This is a genomic window from Caballeronia sp. LZ034LL, assembly GCF_031451215.1.
GTDB lineage: Bacteria > Pseudomonadota > Gammaproteobacteria > Burkholderiales > Burkholderiaceae > Caballeronia.
In genome coordinates this window covers 260,180-280,427 of the sequence record NZ_JARUXR010000004.1, presented here as the reverse complement: position 1 = coordinate 280,427, position 20,248 = coordinate 260,180, and the positions used below count along the sequence as shown (strand labels likewise).

The following is a 20,248-nucleotide window of genomic DNA, read 5'->3' as shown; positions in this document are numbered from 1 at the left end:
CAGCCGCCGCGCCCTTGCTGCGGTCAGAGAGCGCGCATCAGCTCGGGATGGCGAAGATGAACAGCGTGCCGCCGAGGGCCGTGTACTTCGCGAGGTCCTTGTAGCCGCCGACCGCGCCCAGGCCTTCCGTCGACTTCTCGAGACCCGCCGCCATGCCGATGCCGGCCCAGCCGCCGATACCCGAATACACGCCGATGAACTGCTTGCCCTGATACTGATACGTGAAGACGTTGCCGATGATCCCGGACGGCGTCTTGAACTTCCACAGCTCCTTGCCGTCCTTGATGCGCACCGCCTTGATGTAGCCTTCGAGCGTGCCGTAGAAGACGACGCCGCCGGCCGTGGCGAGCGCGCCGGACCACACCGAGAACTTCTCCGGCTTCGACCACACGATCTTGCCCTTGGCCGCGTCCCACGCGATGAAGTTGCCCATCGCGCCCTTCTCGTTCGGGCCCGGGAACATCGACAAGGTGGCGCCGACGAACGGCTGACCCGACACGTAGTCGACCTGGAACGGCTCGTAGTCCATGCAGACGTGATTGGTCGGCACGAGGAACAGGCTCGAACCCGGATCGAATGCGGCCGGCTGCTGGTCCTTCGAGCCGAGCGCCGCGGGGCAGATGTTCTTCACGTTGTGATCGGGACCGGCCTTCTGCGTCGAGTAGCTTGCGTTGCGGATCGGCAGGCCGCTCTTCAGGTCGACGCTGTCGGCCCAGTTGACCGCCGGGTCGTACTTCTGCGCAACCAGCAGTTCGCCCGTTTCACGGTTCAGCGTGTAGCCGAAGCCGTTGCGGTCGAAGTGGACGATGGCCGGCACCTTCTTGCCGCCCATGTTCAGGTCGGAGAGGATCATCTCGTTGACGCCGTCGTAGTCCCACTCGTCATGCGGCGTCATCTGATAGACCCACTTGGCCTGTCCCGTGTTGAGGTCGCGGGCGAAGATGGTCATCGACCACTTGTTGTCGCCGGGACGCTGCGTCGGGTTCCACGTGCCCGGATTGCCCGAGCCGTAGTAGATCAGGTTCAGCTTCGGATCCCATGCATACCAGCCCCATGTGGTTCCGCCGCCGTACTTCCACTGATCGCCCTGCCAGCTCTTGAGCGACGAGTCCGCGCCCACCGGCACCATCTTGCCGTCGGTCCAGGTCATCGTGGACTGCGGGTCCATCAGCATCTCGTTGTCGGGGCCGACGCTGTAGGCCTTCCAGACTTCCTTGCCGTCCTTGATGTTGTACGCGACGAGCCGTCCGCGCACGCCGAATTCGCCGCCGGAGATGCCGGTCAGCACCTTGTCGCCGAAGACGTGCGGCGCATTGGTATTGGTCTCGCCCTTCTTCGGATCGCCGTTCTGCGCGGTCCAGACGACGTCGCCGGTCTTGGCGTCGAGCGCGACGAGTTTGGTATCGGCTTGCTGGAGGAAGATCTTGCCGTCGCCATACGCGAGACCACGGTTGACCGTATCGCAGCACATCACCGAAATGACCTGATTGTCCTGCTTGGGCTGGTATTGCCAGATGAAGGTCTGGTCCTTCAGGTTGATGGCAATGACCTTGTTGGGGAACGGCGAGTGGATGTACATCGTGTCGCCGATGACGAGCGGCGATCCTTCGTGGCCGCGCAGCACACCGGTCGACATGGTCCAGGCCACCTGTAGCTTGCCGACGTTGTTTTCGTTGATCTGCTTGAGCGTGCTATAGCGGTGATTCGAATAATCGCCCGCCTGCGCCGCCCAGTTCGAGGGATTCTTGATCAGGCTGTCCAGTTGCGAGTCGGCCTGAGCGACATAGGAATTCAGGCCTGCCGTCGCGACCACCGCCAGTCCAAGAACCAGGGTGCGTAAGTTCATGTCTCCTCCAGAATGGTGATGCTTCCGACCCAGGATGAACACGCTACCGGGTTGCATCGTGCGCGCCTTCAAATGCAGGTAACGGGTTGCGCGTCGCCCGGTTCATTGCCGGACGTTTGCGTAGAGAGGCGAATTGCATATTCCATGCCGGTTTTAAACGAGCGCTCTAAATCGGGAATTTGGCGCAGCTTGCTGTCGCGTGCGGTGAGATTGATGTCGGATGGCGACACATACTGTGTCAAATACGCGAAACATCAGGCGTGACGGGACATGGCGGACGCGTGCGTGACATGACGCTGCGCAGCAAGCGTGCATCGCGCCCGCCTCGAGGGTTTTCTATAGGATGCAATGATGGGCGCGCCAGCCGCGGCGCATACTTGACCAGCATGTTCATCTCATGGAGGCCTTGCCATGGCTCAGAGCGAAAAGGTGTATTCCGACGAGGAAGTGAAGCAACGGCTCACGGGTCCGCTCGCACACTGGTATCTCGAAGACGGGTGGCTGCGGCGCAAGTACAAGACCGAGGGCTGGAAAGGGACGCTGATGGTGGTCAATACGGTGGGCCATCTTGCGGAAGCGGCCTGGCACCATCCCGACCTGACGGTTTCCTATGCGTTCGTCATCGTGAAGCTCAAGACGCATTCGGCGAAGGGCATCACGGACAAGGACCTGACGCTCGCCGCGAAGATCGAAGACGTCGTGCACTGGCAACCCGGCAAGGAAGACGGCCCGCTCGATGGCACGCCATCCGACGATCAGCGCTTCCGCTACATCAAGTACGACTAGCGTCGAAGGCGAAGCGAGGGCGGTGTTTAGGAGGTCCTCGCTTCGCGTCACCCCCCTCGTACGCCAGCCGCGAATGCGCCCCGCGCCATTCCTCATTCTGGTACAGCACTTGCATGTTCGCGGTTCCCCTGGCCACGACCACAGACCGTGATGCCCACTTCTCCCGGACGGTTATCCCCTCCCTCGGCGATCACAGTCGAATCCCCCGCGCGCCTGCATCTCGGCTTCATCGATCCGAACGCTTCGCTCGGACGCGCGTTCGGCAGCGTGGGCCTGGCCATCGATGCTCACAGCACCTGCCTCACCGTCCGGCAAGCTCCGGCGGCGATGCATCATGGACGAATCGACGGCGCAGCGAGCGTCGCGCAGCGCGAGCGCATCGAGCGGCATCTCGCGGCGCTGCAAGCGGCCTTCGGCGCCGGTCCGGCGCTCGACATCGAACTGCATGACACGCCGCGCGCCCACACCGGCCTGGGTTCCGGCACCCAACTGGCGCTCGCGCTGGGCACGGCATTCGCCCGCGTGCGCGGCCTCGACGCGAGCTCCGCCGACATCGCCCGGGTGCTCTCGCGCGGCCTGCGTTCGGGTATCGGCATTCATGGTTTCGATCACGGCGGCCTGATTGTCGATGGCGGCCGCGCCGCCGGCACGCTCCTGCCGCCACTGATCGCGCGTCAGGATTTTCCCGAAGCGTGGCGCGTGCTGCTCATCGACGACACCTCGCGCGAAGGACTCCACGGCGATGACGAGAAGCGCGGTCTCGCCTCGCTTGCGCCGTTCCCGGCGCACCTCGCCGCACACCTCAGTCATCTGGTGCTGATGCGGATCCTGCCCGCCGTCGCCGAGCGCGATTTCGCGCCCTTCGCGGACGCGCTGTGCGACCTGCAACAGACCATCGGCGAATACTTCGCGCCGGTGCAGGGCGGCGTCTTCGCGAGCCCGGCTGTCGCGCGCGCAATCGAGGCCGTCGCGGCCGAACAGAAGGCCGGCATCGGTCAGACCTCGTGGGGACCGGTGGGCTTCGCGTTCGTCGAGAGCGCGCAGGACGCGGAGCGCGCGCTCGCCGCCGCCCGACGCGCCGCGCCGGGCGCATCGCTGAACTACACCATCGCCGCCGCGCGCAACCGCGGCGCGACGTGGCGCGCGGCGGCGCCGGGACAGCGCGGCGCGGACGCGGCCTGAAGGGCACGTCGCTGCAGCGGCCAGTTCGATCGATTTGAAGCCACACCCACACGAGTCCATCGCCATGCCCGAAGCCACCGAACGACCTTACGTGCTGCACATGTTCACGAGCACGCCGCAAATGAGCCCGTTCGACGTGAACATGGCCGCCGACGCCGGTTATCAGATCCTCGTGCCGTACTGCAACGTGGACGAGGGCAGCGTCGTGCAGCTCACGCAGGACGCGATCTTTTCGCGCGGTCCGAAAGGCGTGTCGCGCACCGGCATCTTCATCGGCGGACGCGACGTCATGCTGGCCGCCGACATGCTCGAAAAAGCCCGCCACGCGATGGTGCCGCCCTTCGAGGTCTCCGTCTTCGCGGACCCGAGCGGCGCCTACACGACGGCCGCCGCACTGGTCGCGCTCGCCGAGAAGCACCTGAAGGCCGCGCATTCCGTCGATCTCGGCGGCAAGCGCGTGCTCATTCTCGGCGGTACCGGCGCGGTCGGACGCGTGGCGGCGGCGATGGCGGCCTCGCTTGGCGCCGATGTCGTTGTCGCGAGCCATTCGAGCCAGTCGCGCGCCACGCAGGTCAGCGACGAAGTCAACCGGCGTTTCGATATCGCCACGACGGGCGTCGCGACCGGCTCGCCGGAGCAGCTGCACCGCGAGCTGGCGCGCGCCGAAGTGGTGTTCGCGACGGCCGTCGCGGGCGTGCAGGTGATGACCGCCGCTGATCTCGCGCACGCGAAGAACCTGCTGATCGCCGCCGACGTCAACGCGGTGCCGCCCGAAGGCATCGCAGGTGTCAACGTCATGGACGACGGCAAGCCGCTTGCGGGCGCGGCGCGTCAGGACGCGGTGGGCATCGGCGCGCTGGCGATCGGCAACGTCAAATATCAGGCCGAGCACCGGCTTTTCCTGCGCATGCGCACCGGCGGCAAGCCGGTCTATCTCGGCTTTCCCGAAGCGTTCGACGAAGCCCGCGCGATCGTCGGCGGACAAGGTTCATGATGCCGCACGAAAGCGCCCGCGCGCCGCGTGTGGCCGTCGCCGGCCTGTCGGCGCGGCTGCTCGCGCAATCGGCCGCGCGGGCCGGGCTCAATGTCGTGGCGCTCGACATCTTCGGCGACCGCGACACGCGCGAACATGCGGGCCTGTGGTTCGATATCGGCAAGCCGGATGGCAACGGCTTGTCGATCGACCGTGCGCGGCTCTACGATGCCCTCGAACATGCCGCGCGCCTGCCGCGCATGCTCGGGCTCATCGTGACGAGCGGGCTGGAGCCGCTCGCCAACGAGCTGAGCCGCGCGCCGGGCGTGCCGCGTTTCATCGGCAACGGGGCGCAGGCGCTGGCGGTGCGCGACCCGCGGCGCTTCTTCGCCCTGCTCGACGAAGCCGGCATCCCGCATCCCGATGTCAGCTTCGCGACGCCCGCCGCGCCCGAAGGCTGGCTCGTCAAGCGCCCGGACGGCTGCGGCGGCACGCATGTCGAATGGGCGGGCGACGTCGATCGCACCGTGCCGCGCGCCTATTTCCAGCGGCTCGCGCAGGGTCGCCCGATGTCCGCGCTGTTCGTCGCCGCGCATCGCGAAGCCGTGGTGATCGGCTTTGCCGAGCAGTTGACGGTCGCGGCGGGACGGCTGCCGTTCGTGCATGCGGGTTCGCTCGGAACCGCGCAGCTGCCCGCCGATACAGCGGCGCGCGTCATCGCAGCGATCGAGGCGATCGTCTGGAAGACGGACCTGACGGGGCTGAACAGCATCGACTTCCTGCTCGACGGCGACGACTTCAGCGTGCTCGAAATCAACGCGCGGCCGTCATCGACGATGGCGCTCTACGAAACCGTCTGGCCCGACGCCTGGCCGCGTGGCCTGATCGGCGCGCATCTGGATGCCTGCCTGCACGGCGAGTTGCCGCCGGTCGCGCACGGCTGCGCAGCGGTGACGCTGCCGCCGCCACTGTTCGCCGGGCAACGCGTGGTGTTCGCGCCTGAGGGCTTCACGGTGTCGCGCGAATTCAGCGACGCCTGTTTCGCCGATCCCGCCTGCCACGACGTGCCGTTGGCCGGCGCCCGCATCGAAGCGGGCATGCCGGTCTGCACGATGACCTTCACCGCGCCCGCATTCGCCGCGCTGCGCGACGAGATGGAGCGCGAACACGCGCGCCTTCTGCAACGTATCGACACTCTCTCCCGTTCATGAGCTCATCTTCCTTCACGCCTCCCGCACTGAGCGTCAATGCATCAAGCGAGCGGCTCGTCGCGCAACTCGTCGATGACGCCGCGCGCCTCGGCGTCCACGTCGCGCGCACGGACGGCGGCACCGTCATCGTCGATGCGGGCGTCGCCGCGCCGGGCAGCGCGGAAGCGGGCCTGCTGATCGCGCGCATCTGCATGGGCGGCCTCGGGCAGGTCGCGCGCCGCGCCGCGTTCGATGGCGCACCGCTCTGGCCAGCCTTCATCGAAGTGCATACGAGCCAGCCGGTGCTCGCCTGCCTCGCGAGCCAGTACGCGGGCTGGAGCCTTTCCGCGACGAAGGAGCAGACCGGCGGCAAGAAATTTTTCTCGCTGGGCTCGGGACCGGCGCGCGCGCTCGCCGGCAAGGAAGCGCTGTTCGACGAGCTCGGCTATCGCGACCGGCACGCGCGCGGCGCGCTGGTGATGGAAGTGGACCGCGTGCCGCCGCAGGTCGTCATCGACAAGGTGCTCGGCGATTGCGGGCTTGCCCCGGAAGCGCTGGTGATCGCCGTGACGCCGACACAATCCGTCGCGGGCACGGTGCAGGTCGTCGCGCGGGTCGTGGAAGTTGCGCTGCACAAGACGCACGTGCTGGGCGTGGATCTCGGCGAGATCGTGGAAGGCAGCGGCAGCGCGCCGTTGCCGCCGCCCGCGCCCGACGGCATCCAGGCGATGGGCCGCACCAACGACGCCATTCTTTATGGCGGCCGCGTGCATTTGACCGTGAAAAGCGATGCGGCGGCGAAGCGGCTGGCCGCCGAATTGCCGTCGTCGAACGCGCGCGATTATGGCCGGCCGTTCGCGGACATCTTCACGGCCTTCAACTACGACTTCTATCAGATCGATGCCGCGCTGTTCGCTCCCGCCGAAGTGTGGGTGTCGAGCCTCGAAAGCGGCAAGACCTGGCACGGCGGCAAGGTGGACAAGGCGCTGCTCGACGCCCAATGGCTCGGAGACGCGACATGAATCCGGCGACGCCGCGCGTAGCCATCATGACCGACGAAACCGGCTGGCACACCGGCCGGCTCAAGAAGGCGTTCCGCGCGCGCGGCGTGGAGGCGCGCTGCGTGGATCTCGCCGAGTGCCGCATCGATACGACCTGGACGCCGCACGGTCTGGCGATTCCCGGCTTCGGCCGCACGCTGCCCGATGCCGTGTTCGTGCGCGGCATCGCGGGCGGCACCTTCGAGCAGGTGACCTTGCGGCTCGGCATCCTGCACGCGCTGCGGGAAAGCGGCGTGCCGGTCTATAACGACGCGCGCGCGATCGAACGCAGCGTCGACAAGTCGATGACGAGCTTCCTGCTGCATCGCTATGGCGTGCCGACGCCCGCGACCTGGGCCGGCGAATCGGCCGTGCACGCGCAGCGCGTGCTGATGCGCGAGACGGCGGCGGGGCGGCAAGTGGTCATGAAGCCGCTGTTCGGATCGCAGGGCAAGGGACTGAAGAAGCCCGGCGTGCGGCTGCCGTCGCTCAGGCCGTTCAGCCAGGTCGCCTATCTGCAGCGCTTTGTCGATGCAGGCGAGCCGGGCTTCGACTGGCGCGTGCTGGTGATCGGCAAGCAGGCTGTCGCGGCGATGAAACGCGTCGGCGGCGCGGGGTGGATCCATAACTTCGCGCGCGGCGCGCACTGCGAGCCCGCCGAACTGACGTCGCCGCTCGCGCGGATCGCCGTGCGCGCCACCCAGGCGCTCGGGCTGGATTACGCGGGCGTCGATCTGATGCCGTCGCGGGACGGATCCCCGGTGGTGCTCGAAGTGAATGGCGTGGCGGCGTGGCGCGGCTTGCAGAGCGTGACGCCGGTGGATATCGCCGCACTGCTCGTCGACGATCTCCTCGCGCGCAAGCTGCCCGAGTCGCGCGGCGCACTCCTGCTCGCCAGCGGCGATGGACCGCGTTGAGCCGCCGCGCGCCGCGTTCATGCGCGCGTGTCATCTCGATGTCGAGACGCGCAAGCCCGGCAATGTGAGCGTCGCCAGCGCCGGGCACGGGATGACCGCGACGCAGTTCGTCGAGAGCGCGCAGGCCGCGGCCGCGGGACTGTTCATCGCGCGCGCGTCCGTGGGCGCGCGCATTCTCGAAGCCGTGCAACGCAGCGTCGATAGCGTCGGCTGCAATACCAATCTCGGCATCGTGCTGCTCGCGGCGCCGCTCTGCACCGCGCTGGAGCTTCTGCCGCGCAACGAACCGGTGACCGCCGCGCGCTGGCACGACGCCACCGGACGCGTGCTCGACGCGCTGGACATCGACGATGCGCGCCTCGCCTATCAGGCTATCGCGCTCGCGAATCCGGGCGGGCTGGGCGAAGCGTCTGAACAATCGGTGCACGCGCCGCCCACGGTCACGCTGCGCGCGGCCATGGCGCTCGCCGCCGATCGCGACAGCATCGCCCGTCAATACGCAGAAGCCTTCGCGGATGTCTTCGCCGCCAGTACCGATGCAGCAGCAGCGGTGACGCCGGAGACACAGCAACGCGCGATGCTCGACGCGTTCCTGATGTTTCTTTCGCGCTGGCCCGATTCGCACATTGTGCGCAAGCACGGCGCGGCGCCGGCGCAAAGTGTCACCCGCGATGCCGCTTTGCAGCGCGCCCGCTGGCGCGACGCGGGATGCCCCGTGCAATCCGCCGCACTCGATGTCTGGGATGCCGAACTGAAGTCGCGCGCCATCAATCCGGGCACGAGCGCGGACCTCGCGGTGGCGACGCTGTTCGTCGCGCTGACGATCCAGTCCGCGTCGTGAGCCCGCTCGCAAGCAGCCGCAGCGCGGGACAAAAAATTGGCACGGAACCTGTTAGGAGACTCCCGGTTGTGCGGTCGCGTCGCAAGTCCGGTCGAACCGCGAGCCTCGGACGGCTGGGAAACGCCGTCGCGAGTCGAGTGCATGTCGCTAGTCCGAAGAACCACACTCACTGGAGGAACAGCATGGCCAAGATCAACCGCGTCATGGTAGGCGAATCGCTCGTCGGCGATGGCAACGAGGTCGCACACATCGACTTGATCATCGGACCGCGAGGCTCCGCTGCCGAGACCGCGTTCTGCAACGCGCTCACGAACAACAAGGATGGCTTCACGTCGCTGCTCGCCGTGGTCGCGCCGAATCTGCTGACCAAGCCGAACACGATTCTCTTCAACAAGGTGACGATCAAGGGTGCGAAGCAGGCCGTACAGATGTTCGGCCCGGCGCAGCGTGCGGTGGCCATGGCGGTCGCCGACAGCGTGGAAGGCGGCGTGATTCCCGCCGACGAAGCCGACGACCTGTTCATCTGCGTCGGCGTCTTCATCCACTGGGAAGCCGACAACGACCAGAAGATCCACGACTTCAACTATCAGGCGACCAAGGAAGCGCTTGCGCGTGCGGTGGCGGGCGAGCCGTCGGCGAAGGAGGTAGTATCGAAGAAGGGAACGATGTCGCATCCGTTCTCGCCGAGCTGATCCGATCTTCGGCTGGTGCGGGCAGCGCTCCGGCGCGCACCGGCCGAATGCCCATCACGACGACTACGAGGCTCTTCGCATGACCCCACGTTGCTGCGCGCTGACGGTGTTCGCCTGCCTCTCGCTGATCTCACCGCTGTCATTCGCCGCAAGCGCCTCAGGCGGCGACGCGGCGGCGCCCGTGAAGAGTCACAACTATCCGACCGAAGGGCGCGTGGAATACGTGCTCGGCTGCATGGATGAAAACGGCCACGACTTCGTCAACGTGTACAAGTGTTCCTGCGCCATCGACAGGATCGCCAAGGTGCTCACCTACGACGACTACGTCGAGCAGTCCACGTTCTCGAAGTACGCCACCTTGGGCGGCGAAGGCGGCGCGGAATTCCGCGTGGACCGCGCCAAGGCGCAGACCAAGAAATTCCGCGATCTCCAGAAGGACGCGTTCAAGGCGTGCGGGATCGGGAAACAGGCAGCCGCGGCGAAATAAGCTTGGGGCGTCACTGCGGCACGTAGCCCCGTCCGATCCATGCCAGCGAAACTGCCGCGCCGCCCTGGCGCGGCGCGGTGGTGCGCTTGCGTTCGATGACGACGCCCACGGCTTCGACATCGTCGAACTTGGCGGGTTTGGCCAGCGAGATGCGCACCCAGTGCGCGCCGAAATCCCGGATGACCATCTGCGCGATGCGTTCCGCCAGCGCTTCGAGCAACTGCACGCCATGCGAAGCGAGCAGTCCGTGGATCGCTTCGCGCACCGCCGCGTAGTTCACCGTATCCTCGATGCGATCCGTCTGGCAGGCCCGTACGCAAGGCACGCCGATGGCGAGACTCATGCGCACCGTCTGCGGCTCATGCAGCTCGCTCGAATCGATGCCGATCACCGTCTGCCCCGTCAATCCTTCGATGTAGACGATGTCCATCACGTCGCGCGACTCGCCCGCCGCGTGGGGCGCCACGAAATTCGGTTCGCTGATCGGTTCGCTTCGTCCCATGGAGTCCTCGCCGCGCATGCACCTTGATCGAGCGCTTCCGGCGCCCACCGCCGGAAGTATAGGTAACGTACAAGCAAAAAGCGGGCGCGTTTGTCCCCTTCGATGCGACTACTTATTGAATCAATACGTCATCGGAGGTAAAGTTTTTGCGAACCGGGCGGGACGGCTTGCCGAACAGCAGCAAAGCTCTCCAGCCCGGCCACGAGGCGCGTCTGCGTGCGGCATGCCGAAGCACAAGAAGCAGAGCAATAACGAATCAGCGCAATTGAGAGCGCCGCAGCGCCAGCCGAGTACACAACAGATTCGGCGCCGGACGGACCGCGTGCATGGCACGCACCGGAAACCGGCGTAACGGAGACTTGCCCCCATGTCGTCGCTTGCTGACGTAGACACGCATGTCCGGGAAGTACTGAACATCGTCCATAACCCGCTGGCTGCCCGCCGCGCCAGCGATTCCGTCGCGCAGTCGTGGCTGCGCTGCCTCACCGAGTTCCAGCTCGATCCCGGCCGCTTCGTCATGCCGCCCGTGCTCACGCAGCGCGAGCTCAACGACCGCCGCGAAGCCGCAAGCGACCTGATCGCGTCGTCGAAGCTCGAAATGACCACGCTGTATCAGCAGCTCGCCGATCCGGAACTGGCCGTCGTGCTCGTCGATGCCGATGGCGTCATCGTGCATCAGGTCTCGTCGGTGCCGTTCGGCGAGGCCGTCGCGGCCGACGGACTGCGCGTCGGCGCTTTGTGGAGCGAGCGCGAAGCCGGCACCAACGGCATGGGCACTTGCCTGATAGAACGCGATTGCATCGCCGTGTGTCAGCACGAGCATTTCTATCCGCGCTATACGTCGCTCACCTGCTCCGCCGCGCCGATCTTCGACGAACGCGGCGAGATCGCCGGCGTGCTCGACGTGACGAGCCGCTCCAAGCTGCTGCAACAGCATTCGCTAGTGCTGGTCGGCATGTCGCGGCAGATGATTGAGAATCGTCTGATCGATGCCCGCTACCAGCACGCCAACCTGATCCACTTTCATAGCCGGCCGGAATTCGTCGGCACGCTGCACGCGGGCAAGCTCGCCGTGAGCGGCGACGGCGTCGTGCTCGCGGCAAGCCGCAGCGCGCTGTTCCAGCTCGATTTGCGTTCGCCCGGCGAACTGTGCGGCAAGCGCATCGAGGAAGCGTTCAACGCGACGCTGGAGGACATGATCGCGCGCAGCATCCGCGGCTCGTTCCATCCGGTGACGGTCTACAGCGCGAAGACCAACACGCGCTTTTTCCTGACAGCGCAGACGCCGCGCGACGGCGCCGCCGGCAGCACCCGCATCCTGATGAGCGAGCCCGCTGCAACGCCGGCGCGCGCCCGTCCGCAGAAGAAGGATGCCGGCCGCGAACCGGCGGTCGCGGGCCGGCTCGACAAGCTCTCGCACCTGGAATTCGGCGATCCGCGCATGGCTTCGCAGATCCAGCTTGCGGCACGCGTGATCCAGCGCAAGATCCCGATCATCCTGCGCGGCCAGACCGGCACCGGCAAGGAAGTGTTCGCCAATGCGCTGCACAGCATCAGTCCGAACGGCACGGGTCCGTTCGTCGCGGTGAACTGCGCGTCGTTGCCGGAGAACCTGATCGAGAGCGAGTTGTTCGGTTATCGCGCGGGCGCCTTCACCGGCGCGCAGCGCGAAGGGCGGCGCGGCAAGATCGTGCAGGCGAACGGTGGCACGCTGTTTCTCGACGAGATCGGCGACATGCCGCTCGCGCTGCAAGCGCGTTTGCTGCGCGTGCTCGAAGAACACGAAGTCACGCCGCTCGGCGCGGAGACCACGGTCAAGGTGGATTTCCAGCTGATCAGCGCGAGCCATCGCAACCTGATCGAACTGGTGCAGAACGGCCTGTTCCGCGAGGATTTGTATTACCGGTTGAACGGCATCGAGATCAACCTGCCGCCGTTGCGCGAACGCGCCGATGCGCTCGCGTTGATCGGCCACATTCTCGAAACCGAATCCGACGATCCGCCCAGGCTCTCGGCGGAAGCGCGCCACGCGCTGCTGAAATACCCCTGGCCCGGCAACATCCGCCAATTGCGCCATGTGCTGCAAATGGCGATCGCCTTGTGCGACGGTCCCGAGATCCTGTGCGCGCATCTGCCCGCCGAGATCGCCAATGGCGCGAGCCCGGCCGTCTCCGTGCGTGCTCCAGTTCCAGCGGCGAGCGCGCCACCCGCGCATCTCGCGGAGGACGCGGATGTCTCGTCGCTCAACGCCATCCAGGCGAAGGAGCGCGAGACCGTGCTGCAACTGCTCGACGAGCATCGGTGGAACGTGAGCAATGTCGCGAAGGTGCTCGGCATCAGCCGCAACACGCTGTATCGGAAGATGCATCGGCTGCATATTCGCCTTTCGCACGATTCGCCCGCCGACAACGCCGCCGCCGACGCATGACGCCACCCACGCCCGCCCGCCGGCTCGACGAGTTCAAGCCCGACGCGCGTTTCGCGTGGTGCGTGACCGGTTCCGGACACATGATCGAGGAGTCGATCGCGCTCGCGCTGCGCCTGCCGGGCGTCGATCTGTTCCTGTCGTCGGCGGGAGAGGAAGTGTTGCCGCTGTATGGCTGGCCCATCGCGAAGCTGCGCGAACGCTTCAAGGTGTTCCGCGACAACAGCGCCAGCAGCGTGCCTGTCGGGATGCTCTATAACGGCGACTATCACACGGTAGTGATCGCGCCGGCGACCAGCAACACCGTCGCGAAGTGCGCGTTCGGCATCTCCGACACGCTGCCCACCAATCTCTACGCGCAGGCCGGCAAGCAATGCGTGCCGGGCATCGTGTTCGCCTGCGACACCGAGGCCTCCGTCATCACCCAGGCGCCGAAGGAATGGGTCGAAGTGCGGCCGCGCGCGATCGAGTTCGAGAATGTCGAGCGGCTCGCCCGTTTCGCGCATACCACCGTGCCGCGCTCGCTCGACGAACTCGAAGCCGCGCTCGATCAACGCCTGTCGGCCCTGAAGCTTGCATGGAACACATCGTCTTCCTGACCGGCCGGCTCGCGCAACTCAGCCTTCAGCAGGTGCTCGAAAGCATCGCCCCGGCGGCGCAGCGCACGCCTTTCACCTGGGAAGTGCGGGAGATCGGGCTGCAGGTCGCGGGGCTGATGACCGCCGACATGATTCGACGACGCGTCGCCGTGCCGTTGACCGAAGGGACGAAGCGCATGATCGTGCCGGGCCGCTGCCGCGGCGATCTCGATGCGCTCGCCGCGCACTATGGCGTCAAGGTGGAACGCGGGCCGGAAGAGGTCAAGGATCTGCCGCAGTTCTTCGGACGCGAGGCGCGGCACGTGGACCTGTCCCGTTACGAGACCGAGATCTTCGCGGAGATCGTCGATGCGCCGCGCCTCGATCTCGACGGCATCGCGGCCCGCGCACACGAATACCGGCCGCAGGGGGCGGATGTGATCGACATCGGCTGCCTGCCCGAGACGCCGTTTCCGCATCTCGAAGAGGCGGTTGCGATGCTGAAGGAGCAGGGCTTTCGTGTGAGCGTCGATTCGATGCGCGAAGACGAACTCCTGCGCGGCGGACGTGCGGGCGCGGACTATGTGATGAGTCTGAACGAGGATACGGCGTGGATTGCCGACGAGATTGCCTCCACGCCGGTTCTGGTGCCGCGCGAACCTGCGGATGTCGCTTCGCTGGACCGCGCCATCGACGCCATGACGAAGCGCGGCCGCGCCTTTCTCGCCGATCCGATTCTCGACCCGATTCCCTTTGGCCTGGCGGCGTCCATCGCGCGCTATGTGGCCTTGCGCGAGCGCTATCCCGATGTGCCGATCATGATGGGCGTCGGCAATGTCACCGAGCTGACCGAAGCGGACACGAGTGGCATCAATGCGGTGCTGTTCGGCATGGCGGCGGAGCTGCGCGTGGCGGCCGTGCTGACGACCTCGGTCAGCCTGCATGCCCGGCGGGCCGTGCGCGAAGCCGACGTCGCGCGCCGTGTCATGCATGCCGCGCGCGAAACGCAGACTTTGCCCAAGGGCATTTCCAGCGACCTCTCAGCGCTGCATGCAAAGCGGCCGTTTCCGTATGACGCCGGCGAGATCGACGTGATCGCCGCCGCCGTGCGCGATCCGAATTTTCGCGTGCAGGTGTCGTCGCAGGGCATTCATGTCTATAACCGCGACGGTCATCATGTGGCCGTCGATCCGTTCGCGCTCTATCCCGAACTCAAGGTGGAAAGCGACGGCGGCCATGCGTTCTATCTCGGCGTGCAACTGGCGCGCGCGGAGATTGCCTGGCAACTGGGCAAGCGTTTCGATCAGGACCAGCCGCTCGACTGGGGATGCGAAGTGGATCGGCCGGAAGAGGATCTAAGCGCGTGGCATGCGCCGGGAAGCACGCGCCGCAAAGGCTAGCGTTTCCATTTGATCGAGCAACCCAGTGCGGGGTATTGCGGATCGTCAGGTTCCGCATCGTGCGCGACGGCGAGCATGGCCTCGAAGAGGTCACGCCGTGCCAGAGGCAATGCTTCCTTGCGCGACGCATCGATACGTCCGCGATATCTCAACCTGAGTTCCCGGTCGAAGCCGAACGCTTCCGGCGTGCACACCGCGCCATAGTCGCGCGCGACCTGCTGGGTTTCATCGTGCAGATAGGGAAACGGCAGCCGCCATTCGTGCGTCAACGCGATCATGCGGTCGAAGGCGTCGTCGGTGTAGACGCTTGCATCGTTCGCATTGATACCTGCGAGGTTCACGCCGTGCGATTGCAGTTCGTGCGCGTCGCGTATCAGGTTCGGCAGCACGGCTTTGACGTAGGGGCAGTGGTTGCACATGAAGACGATCACGAGGCCGTTCGCGCCTTTGAGCGAATCGAGCGTGCAGGTGCTGCCGTCGGTTGCCGGCAAGGTGAAAGCCGCTGCCTGTGCGCCGGGATCGATAGCCGAGGATTCGGTGGGCATTGAGATAGCTCCTATTTGATATCGGTTGGCCGAATGGTGTATTGGCGGGTTGAAAGCGCTCGGATAGCATGGGATTTTCAATCAGTCATCTGGAGCATTCATGTACATTTTCAGCGTCGAAGAAGCACAAAATGATCTCCCACGCATCCTTGATATGGTTGCCCAGGGAAAAGATGTCGCTATTGGCGGCGCACGTCCAGCGTTGCTGCTTCGAGTGAAGGCAGTCGGAAATCTCTCGCACGATGACCCGGAATCCTGCGGTTCCATCATCATCGGACACGTGGACGACAGCGTGCTCGAAGATGAAATCGTCAAGCCCTTGCCTGACGACATCGTCGCCGAGTTCTACAAGCCGAGGATTTACGACACCACCCCTGTTGCCGAGCACCGATGATGCGACTGCTACTCGATACCCACATCTACATCTGGAGCGTCTTGCGGGATCGCCAGATGCCGAGTGATTTCCGGGAAATGATCGCGAAGGCGGATAAAGTTTTCGTCAGTACCGCGACCATCTGGGAACTGTCAATCAAGGCCGCGCGAGGAAAACTGGATCCCGCGGCCAACCGAACCATCGATCTGCTGGAAGCACAGCCGTTCATCGTGCTTCCGGTATTGCTGAAGCATGCCAAAGCGGTCCGCGACATGCCCGACCTTCATCGCGATCCCTTCGATCGCGTGCTCATCGCCCAGGCACGGACCGAAGTACTCAAATTTTTGACTGTAGACAGCGAACTCTCCAGCTACCTCAACGAAGCGCTTCCCGCCTGACCCTGAGTCAGCGAGTCGGCGCGTTGACTCGCTTCAGTGATACTTCCTCGCCATGACCTCCAGCCCAACCGGCCTGATCCTCTGCCCATGCCCCGCGCACCCGAACGCCTCGAAGCGTTCGATGCACAAATCCCGCGCCGCCGCCGTCGCGGCCTTCAGCGCATGCCTCGGATCGAACTCCGACTTCGCCGCCGCCATGGCCCGACGCATGGCGCCGGTCATCGCGAGCCGGATGTCGGTGTCGATGTTCACCTTGCGCACGCCGTTCGCAATGCCGCGCCGGATCTCCTCGACCGGGACGCCAAAGGTCGCGGGCATCTCGCCGCCGTGTTCGCGAATGATCGCGAGCCATTCCTGCGGCACCGATGACGAACCATGCATCACGAGATGCGTATCGGGAATGCGCGCATGGATTTCGGCGATACGGTCGATCGCGAGAATGTCGCCGGTGGGCTGGCGGGTGAACTTGTACGCGCCGTGCGATGTGCCGATGGCAATCGCCAGCGCATCGATGCCGGTTGCCTCGACGAACGCCCGTGCCTCATCCGGATCGGTCAGCAGACGATCGCGGCTCAACGCACCTTCTGCGCCCACGCCATCTTCCTCGCCCGCGAGCCCCGTCTCCAGCGAGCCGAGACAGCCGAGCTCGCCCTCCACCGAGACGCCTACCGAATGCGCGGCCTCCACGACGCGCCGGCTCACCTCGACGTTATAGCCATACTCCGCCGGCGTTTTCTGGTCCGGCATCAGCGAACCGTCCATCATCACCGACGTGAAACCGGAGCGGATCGCCTGCTGGCACACCGAGGGACTCGCGCCATGATCCTGATGCAGCACCACCGGAATGTCCGGATGCGCCTCGACGGCCGCGAGCACCAGATGCCGCAGATACGGCTCCCCCGCATACTTGCGCGCCCCCGCCGACGCCTGCAGGATCACCGGGCTTCCGGTCGCATCGGCGGCTGCCATGATCGCCTGCACCTGCTCCATGTTGTTGACGTTGAACGCGGGCACGCCGTAATCGTGCTCCGCCGCGTGATCCAGCAACTGTCTCAATGCAATGAAGGCCATGTCGAACTCCCTCTCGATGATCGTGGTGATGACCCGTTGACCCGTCACGCCGCCACGCGGCGCGCCTCCTCGACGACCGCCTCCGTGGTCACGCCGAAGTGCGCGAACAGTTCGCTTGCCGGCGCGGATTCCCCGAACCGGTCGATGCCGACCACACCGCCATTCAATCCCACGTACTGGCGCCAGAACGCAGTCACCCCGGCCTCGATCGCGACCCGCGGCACGCCTTCCGGCAACACGCGCTCGCGCCACGCGTTGCACTGGCGGTCGAAGACGGTGGTCGAAGGCATCGACACGACGCGCGCGAGAACGCCCTCTTTCCTGAGCGGCTCGACCGCCTCCAGCGCCAGCGCCACTTCGGAGCCGGTCGCGATCAGCACGACGCGGCGCGCATCGCGCTCACTCGTCGCCGGCCAGTCGGCCAGCACGTAGCCGCCGCGTTCGATGCCGTCTATCTGCGCCTCGTCGCGCGGCACGAACGGCAGGTTCTGCCGCGACAGCAGCAGACATGACGGCCGGTCGCGCTCGACCGCGCTGATCCACGCCTGCATCGTCTCGACGGTATCGCACGGACGCCACACGTCGAGTCCTGGAATCATGCGCAGCGTCGCCGCATGCTCCACCGGCTGATGGGTCGGACCATCCTCGCCAAGCCCGATCGAATCGTGCGTGAAGACGAACACCGTGCGCGTCTTCATCAGCGCGGCCATGCGCAGCGCGTTGCGCGCGTAGTCCGAAAACGTCAGGAACGTACCGCCGAACGGCAGGTGTCCGCGATGTAACGCCACGCCGTTCAACACCGCGCTCATGCCGAACTCGCGCACGCCGAAGTGAATGTAGTTGGCCTGGCCGGACGCCGGCGTCATGTCGACCGCCCCCTTCCAGCGCGTGAGATTCGAGCCGGTCAGGTCGGCCGAGCCGCCGAGCAGCTCCGGCAAGGCGCGCGCCAAGCCGTCGATCGCCAGCTGCGATGCCTTGCGGGTCGCCACCGTCTGGCGCGCACGGTCCGCCTCGCGCACCAGCGCATGCGCCGTATCGCGCCAGTTCGAGGGCAGCGCGCCGCGCGCCCGCCGCTCGAACTCCGCGGCTTCGTCCGGAAACGCCCGGCGATAAGCCTCGAAGCGCCGCTTCCAGTCCTCCTGCGCCGCCGCGCCCGCCTCGCGCGCGTCCCACAGCGCGCGCACCGGCGACGGAATCTCGAACGGCCCATGCCCCCAGCCGAGCGCGCGGCGCGTGGCTTCGGCCTCTTCCGCGCCGAGCGGCGCGCCATGTACCTCATGCGTGCCCGCCATCGTCGGCGCGCCTTGGCCGATCACGGTCTTGCAGCAGATCAGCGTCGGCCGGTCCGAGTCGCGCGCGTCCTGCAACGCCTGCGCGACCGCGTCGGCATCGTGCCCGTCCACACGCTTGACGACGTTCCAGCCATACGCCTCGAAGCGCTTCGGCGTGTCGTCGGCGAACCAGCCTTCCACATGCCCGTCGATGGAAATGCCGTTGTCGTCGTACAGCACAGTGAGCTTCGCCAGCCGCAGCGTGCCCGCCAGCGAGGCCGCCTCGTGCGACACGCCTTCCATCAGACAGCCATCGCCGACGAACACATAAGTACGATGATCGACGATCTCATGCCCCGGCCGGTTGAACTCGCGCGCGAGCAAGGTTTCGGCGAGCGCCATGCCGACCGCATTCGCCAGTCCCTGCCCGAGCGGCCCGGTCGTCGTCTCCACGCCGGGCGTCACGCCCGTTTCCGGATGGCCGGGCGTCTTGCTGCCCAGTTGCCGGAAGCGCCGGATGTCGTCGATGGACACGTCATAGCCGCTCAGATGCAGCAGCCCGTAGAGCAGCATCGAGCCGTGTCCGTTCGAGAGCACGAAGCGGTCGCGGTCGGGCCAGTCAGGGTCCAGCGGATTGTGTTTGAGGTGACGCGTCCACAGCGCGACCGCGATCTCGGCCATGCCCATCGGCATGCCGGGATGACCCGAGTTCGCCTGCTGTACCGCATCGACGGCGAGCATGCGCAGCGCGTTGGCCATCTGGCGGATCTCTGACGAGCGCTGGCGAACAGGCAAAGCTTCAGCAACGGCATTCATGGATGCCTCCTTGATGCAATGGGAAAACGGGCTGCTCAGGCGCGCGCGCGGCGGTCGCGCAACTGCAGGATCATCGGCGTGAAGATCAGCTGCATCGCGAGTCCCATCTTGCCGCCCGGCACGACGATCACATTCGGCCGCGACATGAACGAGTCGTGCAGCATGGTCAGCAGATAAGGAAAGTCGATGCCGCGCGGCTTCGCGAAGCGGATCACGACAAAGCTCTCGTCGGGCTGCGGAATCTCGCGCGCGGTGAACGGATTCGATGTGTCCACCGTCGGCACGCGCTGGAAGTTCACATGCGTGTGCGAGAACTGCGGGCAGATGGTGTTCACGTAATCGGGCATGCGGCGCAGGATGGTATCGACCACGGCTTCGTGCGAATAGCCGCGCATCGTCTGGTCGCGATGCAGCTTCTGGATCCATTCGAGATTGATGATGGGCACCACGCCGACCAGCAAATCCGCATGACGCGCGATGTCCACTTCGTCGGTGACCGCCGCGCCGTGCAGGCCTTCGTAGAACATCAGGTCGGTATCGGGCGTGACGTCTTCCCACGGCGTGAACGTGCCCGCATCCTGCTTGAAGCGCGCGGCCTCGGCCTCGTCGTGCACGTAATGGCGGAACTGGCCGCCGCCGCTCTTGCCGTAGGTTTCGAACAGGCTTTCGAGTTCCCGCAGCAGATTCGCTTCCGGCCCGAAGTGGCTGAAGTTGAGTTGCCCGTCGCGTTCGCTCTGCTTCATGGCCTCGCGCATGCCGAGACGGTCATAGCGATGAAACGCGTCGCCTTCCACAATCTGCGCGTTGATTTTTTCGCGCCGGAAGATGTGCGTGAAACTCTTCATGACGGTGGTCGTGCCGGCGCCGCTCGAGCCCGTCACCGCGACGATCGGATGCTTGACTGACATGCGCTGC

20 protein-coding genes are annotated in these 20,248 nt (G+C 65.9%); 14 read left to right on the top strand and 6 right to left on the bottom strand.

Annotated features, from left to right (window positions below; genetic code table 11):
- Positions 1-37 precede the first annotated feature (37 nt).
- On the bottom strand, positions 38-1,846 hold the full coding sequence (locus tag QCE83_RS28680; protein ID WP_309819262.1) for a methanol/ethanol family PQQ-dependent dehydrogenase: 1,809 nt from the start codon (positions 1,844-1,846) through the stop codon (positions 38-40).
- 411 nt (positions 1,847-2,257) lie between these two features.
- On the opposite strand from QCE83_RS28680, the gene QCE83_RS28675 reads away from it, so the two are divergent.
- From QCE83_RS28675 to QCE83_RS28635, 9 genes are all read left to right on the top strand, one after another.
- The gene (locus QCE83_RS28675; RefSeq protein ID WP_309819260.1) at positions 2,258-2,632 is read left to right on the top strand and encodes a 4a-hydroxytetrahydrobiopterin dehydratase; all 375 of its coding nucleotides are present in this window, start codon (positions 2,258-2,260) and stop codon (positions 2,630-2,632) included.
- 150 nt (positions 2,633-2,782) lie between these two features.
- The gene (locus QCE83_RS28670; protein ID WP_309821161.1) at positions 2,783-3,814 is read left to right on the top strand and encodes a beta-ribofuranosylaminobenzene 5'-phosphate synthase family protein; all 1,032 of its coding nucleotides are present in this window, start codon (positions 2,783-2,785) and stop codon (positions 3,812-3,814) included.
- Between the two features lie 64 nt (positions 3,815-3,878).
- Positions 3,879-4,808, top strand: a complete 930-nt coding sequence (locus QCE83_RS28665; RefSeq protein WP_309819258.1) for a methylenetetrahydromethanopterin dehydrogenase — start codon at positions 3,879-3,881, stop codon at positions 4,806-4,808.
- The gene (locus tag QCE83_RS28660) at positions 4,805-5,998 is read left to right on the top strand and encodes an ATP-grasp domain-containing protein (RefSeq protein WP_309819256.1); all 1,194 of its coding nucleotides are present in this window, start codon (positions 4,805-4,807) and stop codon (positions 5,996-5,998) included. The genes QCE83_RS28665 and QCE83_RS28660 overlap by 4 nt, the downstream gene beginning before the upstream one ends.
- The gene (mch, locus tag QCE83_RS28655) at positions 5,995-6,999 is read left to right on the top strand and encodes a methenyltetrahydromethanopterin cyclohydrolase (protein WP_309819254.1); all 1,005 of its coding nucleotides are present in this window, start codon (positions 5,995-5,997) and stop codon (positions 6,997-6,999) included. The genes QCE83_RS28660 and mch overlap by 4 nt, the downstream gene beginning before the upstream one ends.
- The gene (locus QCE83_RS28650; RefSeq protein ID WP_309819252.1) at positions 6,996-7,934 is read left to right on the top strand and encodes a RimK family alpha-L-glutamate ligase; all 939 of its coding nucleotides are present in this window, start codon (positions 6,996-6,998) and stop codon (positions 7,932-7,934) included. The genes mch and QCE83_RS28650 overlap by 4 nt, the downstream gene beginning before the upstream one ends.
- On the top strand, positions 7,921-8,775 hold the full coding sequence (locus tag QCE83_RS28645; protein WP_309819250.1) for a triphosphoribosyl-dephospho-CoA synthase: 855 nt from the start codon (positions 7,921-7,923) through the stop codon (positions 8,773-8,775). Before QCE83_RS28650 ends, QCE83_RS28645 begins: the two co-directional genes overlap by 14 nt.
- A 182-nt stretch (positions 8,776-8,957) precedes the next feature.
- On the top strand, positions 8,958-9,467 hold the full coding sequence (gene fae / locus QCE83_RS28640; RefSeq protein ID WP_309819248.1) for a formaldehyde-activating enzyme: 510 nt from the start codon (positions 8,958-8,960) through the stop codon (positions 9,465-9,467).
- A gap of 79 nt (positions 9,468-9,546) precedes the next feature.
- Positions 9,547-9,954, top strand: a complete 408-nt coding sequence (locus tag QCE83_RS28635; protein ID WP_309819246.1) for a hypothetical protein — start codon at positions 9,547-9,549, stop codon at positions 9,952-9,954.
- Between the two features lie 10 nt (positions 9,955-9,964).
- Here QCE83_RS28635 and QCE83_RS28630 read toward each other — a convergent pair whose 3' ends face one another.
- Positions 9,965-10,456 carry a dihydroneopterin aldolase gene (locus QCE83_RS28630; protein ID WP_404985783.1) on the bottom strand — a complete coding sequence of 164 codons (492 nt, stop codon included), beginning with the start codon at positions 10,454-10,456 and terminating at the stop codon, positions 9,965-9,967.
- A gap of 367 nt (positions 10,457-10,823) precedes the next feature.
- Here QCE83_RS28630 and QCE83_RS28625 point away from each other — a divergent pair, with 367 nt between their 5' ends.
- Genes QCE83_RS28625 through QCE83_RS28615 form a run of 3 tightly spaced genes read left to right on the top strand, consistent with a single transcriptional unit; the run spans position 10,824 to position 14,859 of the window.
- A complete protein-coding gene (locus QCE83_RS28625) occupies positions 10,824-12,884 on the top strand; it encodes a sigma-54-dependent Fis family transcriptional regulator (RefSeq protein ID WP_309819244.1) in 2,061 nt (686 codons plus the stop codon).
- Positions 12,881-13,480 (top strand): flavoprotein, encoded by a 600-nt coding sequence (locus QCE83_RS28620; protein ID WP_309819242.1) that lies wholly within the window; start codon positions 12,881-12,883, stop codon positions 13,478-13,480. The genes QCE83_RS28625 and QCE83_RS28620 overlap by 4 nt, the downstream gene beginning before the upstream one ends.
- Positions 13,459-14,859 carry a DUF6513 domain-containing protein gene (locus tag QCE83_RS28615; protein ID WP_309819240.1) on the top strand — a complete coding sequence of 467 codons (1,401 nt, stop codon included), beginning with the start codon at positions 13,459-13,461 and terminating at the stop codon, positions 14,857-14,859. Before QCE83_RS28620 ends, QCE83_RS28615 begins: the two co-directional genes overlap by 22 nt.
- Here QCE83_RS28615 and QCE83_RS28610 read toward each other — a convergent pair.
- Positions 14,856-15,404, bottom strand: a complete 549-nt coding sequence (locus QCE83_RS28610; protein WP_309819238.1) for a thioredoxin family protein — start codon at positions 15,402-15,404, stop codon at positions 14,856-14,858. The genes QCE83_RS28615 and QCE83_RS28610 overlap by 4 nt on opposite strands.
- A 100-nt stretch (positions 15,405-15,504) precedes the next feature.
- Here QCE83_RS28610 and QCE83_RS28605 point away from each other — a divergent pair, with 100 nt between their 5' ends.
- Both QCE83_RS28605 and QCE83_RS28600 read left to right on the top strand, forming a co-directional pair.
- The gene (locus QCE83_RS28605; RefSeq protein WP_309819236.1) at positions 15,505-15,798 is read left to right on the top strand and encodes a hypothetical protein; all 294 of its coding nucleotides are present in this window, start codon (positions 15,505-15,507) and stop codon (positions 15,796-15,798) included.
- Complete coding sequence (locus QCE83_RS28600; RefSeq protein WP_309819234.1) at positions 15,795-16,175, top strand: type II toxin-antitoxin system VapC family toxin; 381 nt, start codon at positions 15,795-15,797, stop codon at positions 16,173-16,175. The genes QCE83_RS28605 and QCE83_RS28600 overlap by 4 nt, the downstream gene beginning before the upstream one ends.
- Positions 16,176-16,208: 33 nt before the next feature.
- On the opposite strand, the gene fba is transcribed toward QCE83_RS28600, so the two are convergent.
- From fba to QCE83_RS28585, 3 genes are read right to left on the bottom strand one after another with little or no spacing between them, the layout of a single operon-like run.
- On the bottom strand, positions 16,209-17,246 hold the full coding sequence (gene fba, locus QCE83_RS28595; RefSeq protein ID WP_309819232.1) for a class II fructose-bisphosphate aldolase: 1,038 nt from the start codon (positions 17,244-17,246) through the stop codon (positions 16,209-16,211).
- A 44-nt stretch (positions 17,247-17,290) separates the two neighbouring features.
- The gene (tkt, locus tag QCE83_RS28590; RefSeq protein WP_309819229.1) at positions 17,291-19,333 is read right to left on the bottom strand and encodes a transketolase; all 2,043 of its coding nucleotides are present in this window, start codon (positions 19,331-19,333) and stop codon (positions 17,291-17,293) included.
- A gap of 35 nt (positions 19,334-19,368) precedes the next feature.
- A complete protein-coding gene (locus QCE83_RS28585) occupies positions 19,369-20,241 on the bottom strand; it encodes a phosphoribulokinase (protein ID WP_309819226.1) in 873 nt (290 codons plus the stop codon).
- Between the last annotated feature and the right edge of the window lie 7 nt (positions 20,242-20,248).

Excerpts from the sequence above, each read along its gene's own strand:
- QCE83_RS28625 (WP_309819244.1), top strand. The coding sequence starts at position 10,824 with ATGTCGTCGCTTGCTGACGTAGACACGCATGTCCGGGAAGTACTGAAC.
- QCE83_RS28675 (WP_309819260.1), top strand. The coding sequence starts at position 2,258 with ATGGCTCAGAGCGAAAAGGTGTATTCCGACGAGGAAGTGAAGCAACGG.
- QCE83_RS28660 (WP_309819256.1), top strand. The coding sequence starts at position 4,805 with ATGATGCCGCACGAAAGCGCCCGCGCGCCGCGTGTGGCCGTCGCCGGC.
- fba (WP_309819232.1), bottom strand. The coding sequence starts at position 17,246 with ATGGCCTTCATTGCATTGAGACAGTTGCTGGATCACGCGGCGGAGCAC.
- QCE83_RS28615 (WP_309819240.1), top strand. The coding sequence starts at position 13,459 with ATGGAACACATCGTCTTCCTGACCGGCCGGCTCGCGCAACTCAGCCTT.
- QCE83_RS28670 (WP_309821161.1), top strand. The coding sequence starts at position 2,783 with ATGCCCACTTCTCCCGGACGGTTATCCCCTCCCTCGGCGATCACAGTC.
- QCE83_RS28680 (WP_309819262.1), bottom strand. The coding sequence starts at position 1,846 with ATGAACTTACGCACCCTGGTTCTTGGACTGGCGGTGGTCGCGACGGCA.
- QCE83_RS28650 (WP_309819252.1), top strand. The coding sequence starts at position 6,996 with ATGAATCCGGCGACGCCGCGCGTAGCCATCATGACCGACGAAACCGGC.
- fae (WP_309819248.1), top strand. The coding sequence starts at position 8,958 with ATGGCCAAGATCAACCGCGTCATGGTAGGCGAATCGCTCGTCGGCGAT.
- QCE83_RS28600 (WP_309819234.1), top strand. The coding sequence starts at position 15,795 with ATGATGCGACTGCTACTCGATACCCACATCTACATCTGGAGCGTCTTG.
- QCE83_RS28630 (WP_404985783.1), bottom strand. The coding sequence starts at position 10,456 with ATGGGACGAAGCGAACCGATCAGCGAACCGAATTTCGTGGCGCCCCAC.
- QCE83_RS28635 (WP_309819246.1), top strand. The coding sequence starts at position 9,547 with ATGACCCCACGTTGCTGCGCGCTGACGGTGTTCGCCTGCCTCTCGCTG.
- QCE83_RS28610 (WP_309819238.1), bottom strand. The coding sequence starts at position 15,404 with ATGCCCACCGAATCCTCGGCTATCGATCCCGGCGCACAGGCAGCGGCT.
- tkt (WP_309819229.1), bottom strand. The coding sequence starts at position 19,333 with ATGAATGCCGTTGCTGAAGCTTTGCCTGTTCGCCAGCGCTCGTCAGAG.
- QCE83_RS28585 (WP_309819226.1), bottom strand. The coding sequence starts at position 20,241 with ATGTCAGTCAAGCATCCGATCGTCGCGGTGACGGGCTCGAGCGGCGCC.
- QCE83_RS28665 (WP_309819258.1), top strand. The coding sequence starts at position 3,879 with ATGCCCGAAGCCACCGAACGACCTTACGTGCTGCACATGTTCACGAGC.
- QCE83_RS28645 (WP_309819250.1), top strand. The coding sequence starts at position 7,921 with ATGGACCGCGTTGAGCCGCCGCGCGCCGCGTTCATGCGCGCGTGTCAT.
- QCE83_RS28620 (WP_309819242.1), top strand. The coding sequence starts at position 12,881 with ATGACGCCACCCACGCCCGCCCGCCGGCTCGACGAGTTCAAGCCCGAC.
- mch (WP_309819254.1), top strand. The coding sequence starts at position 5,995 with ATGAGCTCATCTTCCTTCACGCCTCCCGCACTGAGCGTCAATGCATCA.
- QCE83_RS28605 (WP_309819236.1), top strand. The coding sequence starts at position 15,505 with ATGTACATTTTCAGCGTCGAAGAAGCACAAAATGATCTCCCACGCATC.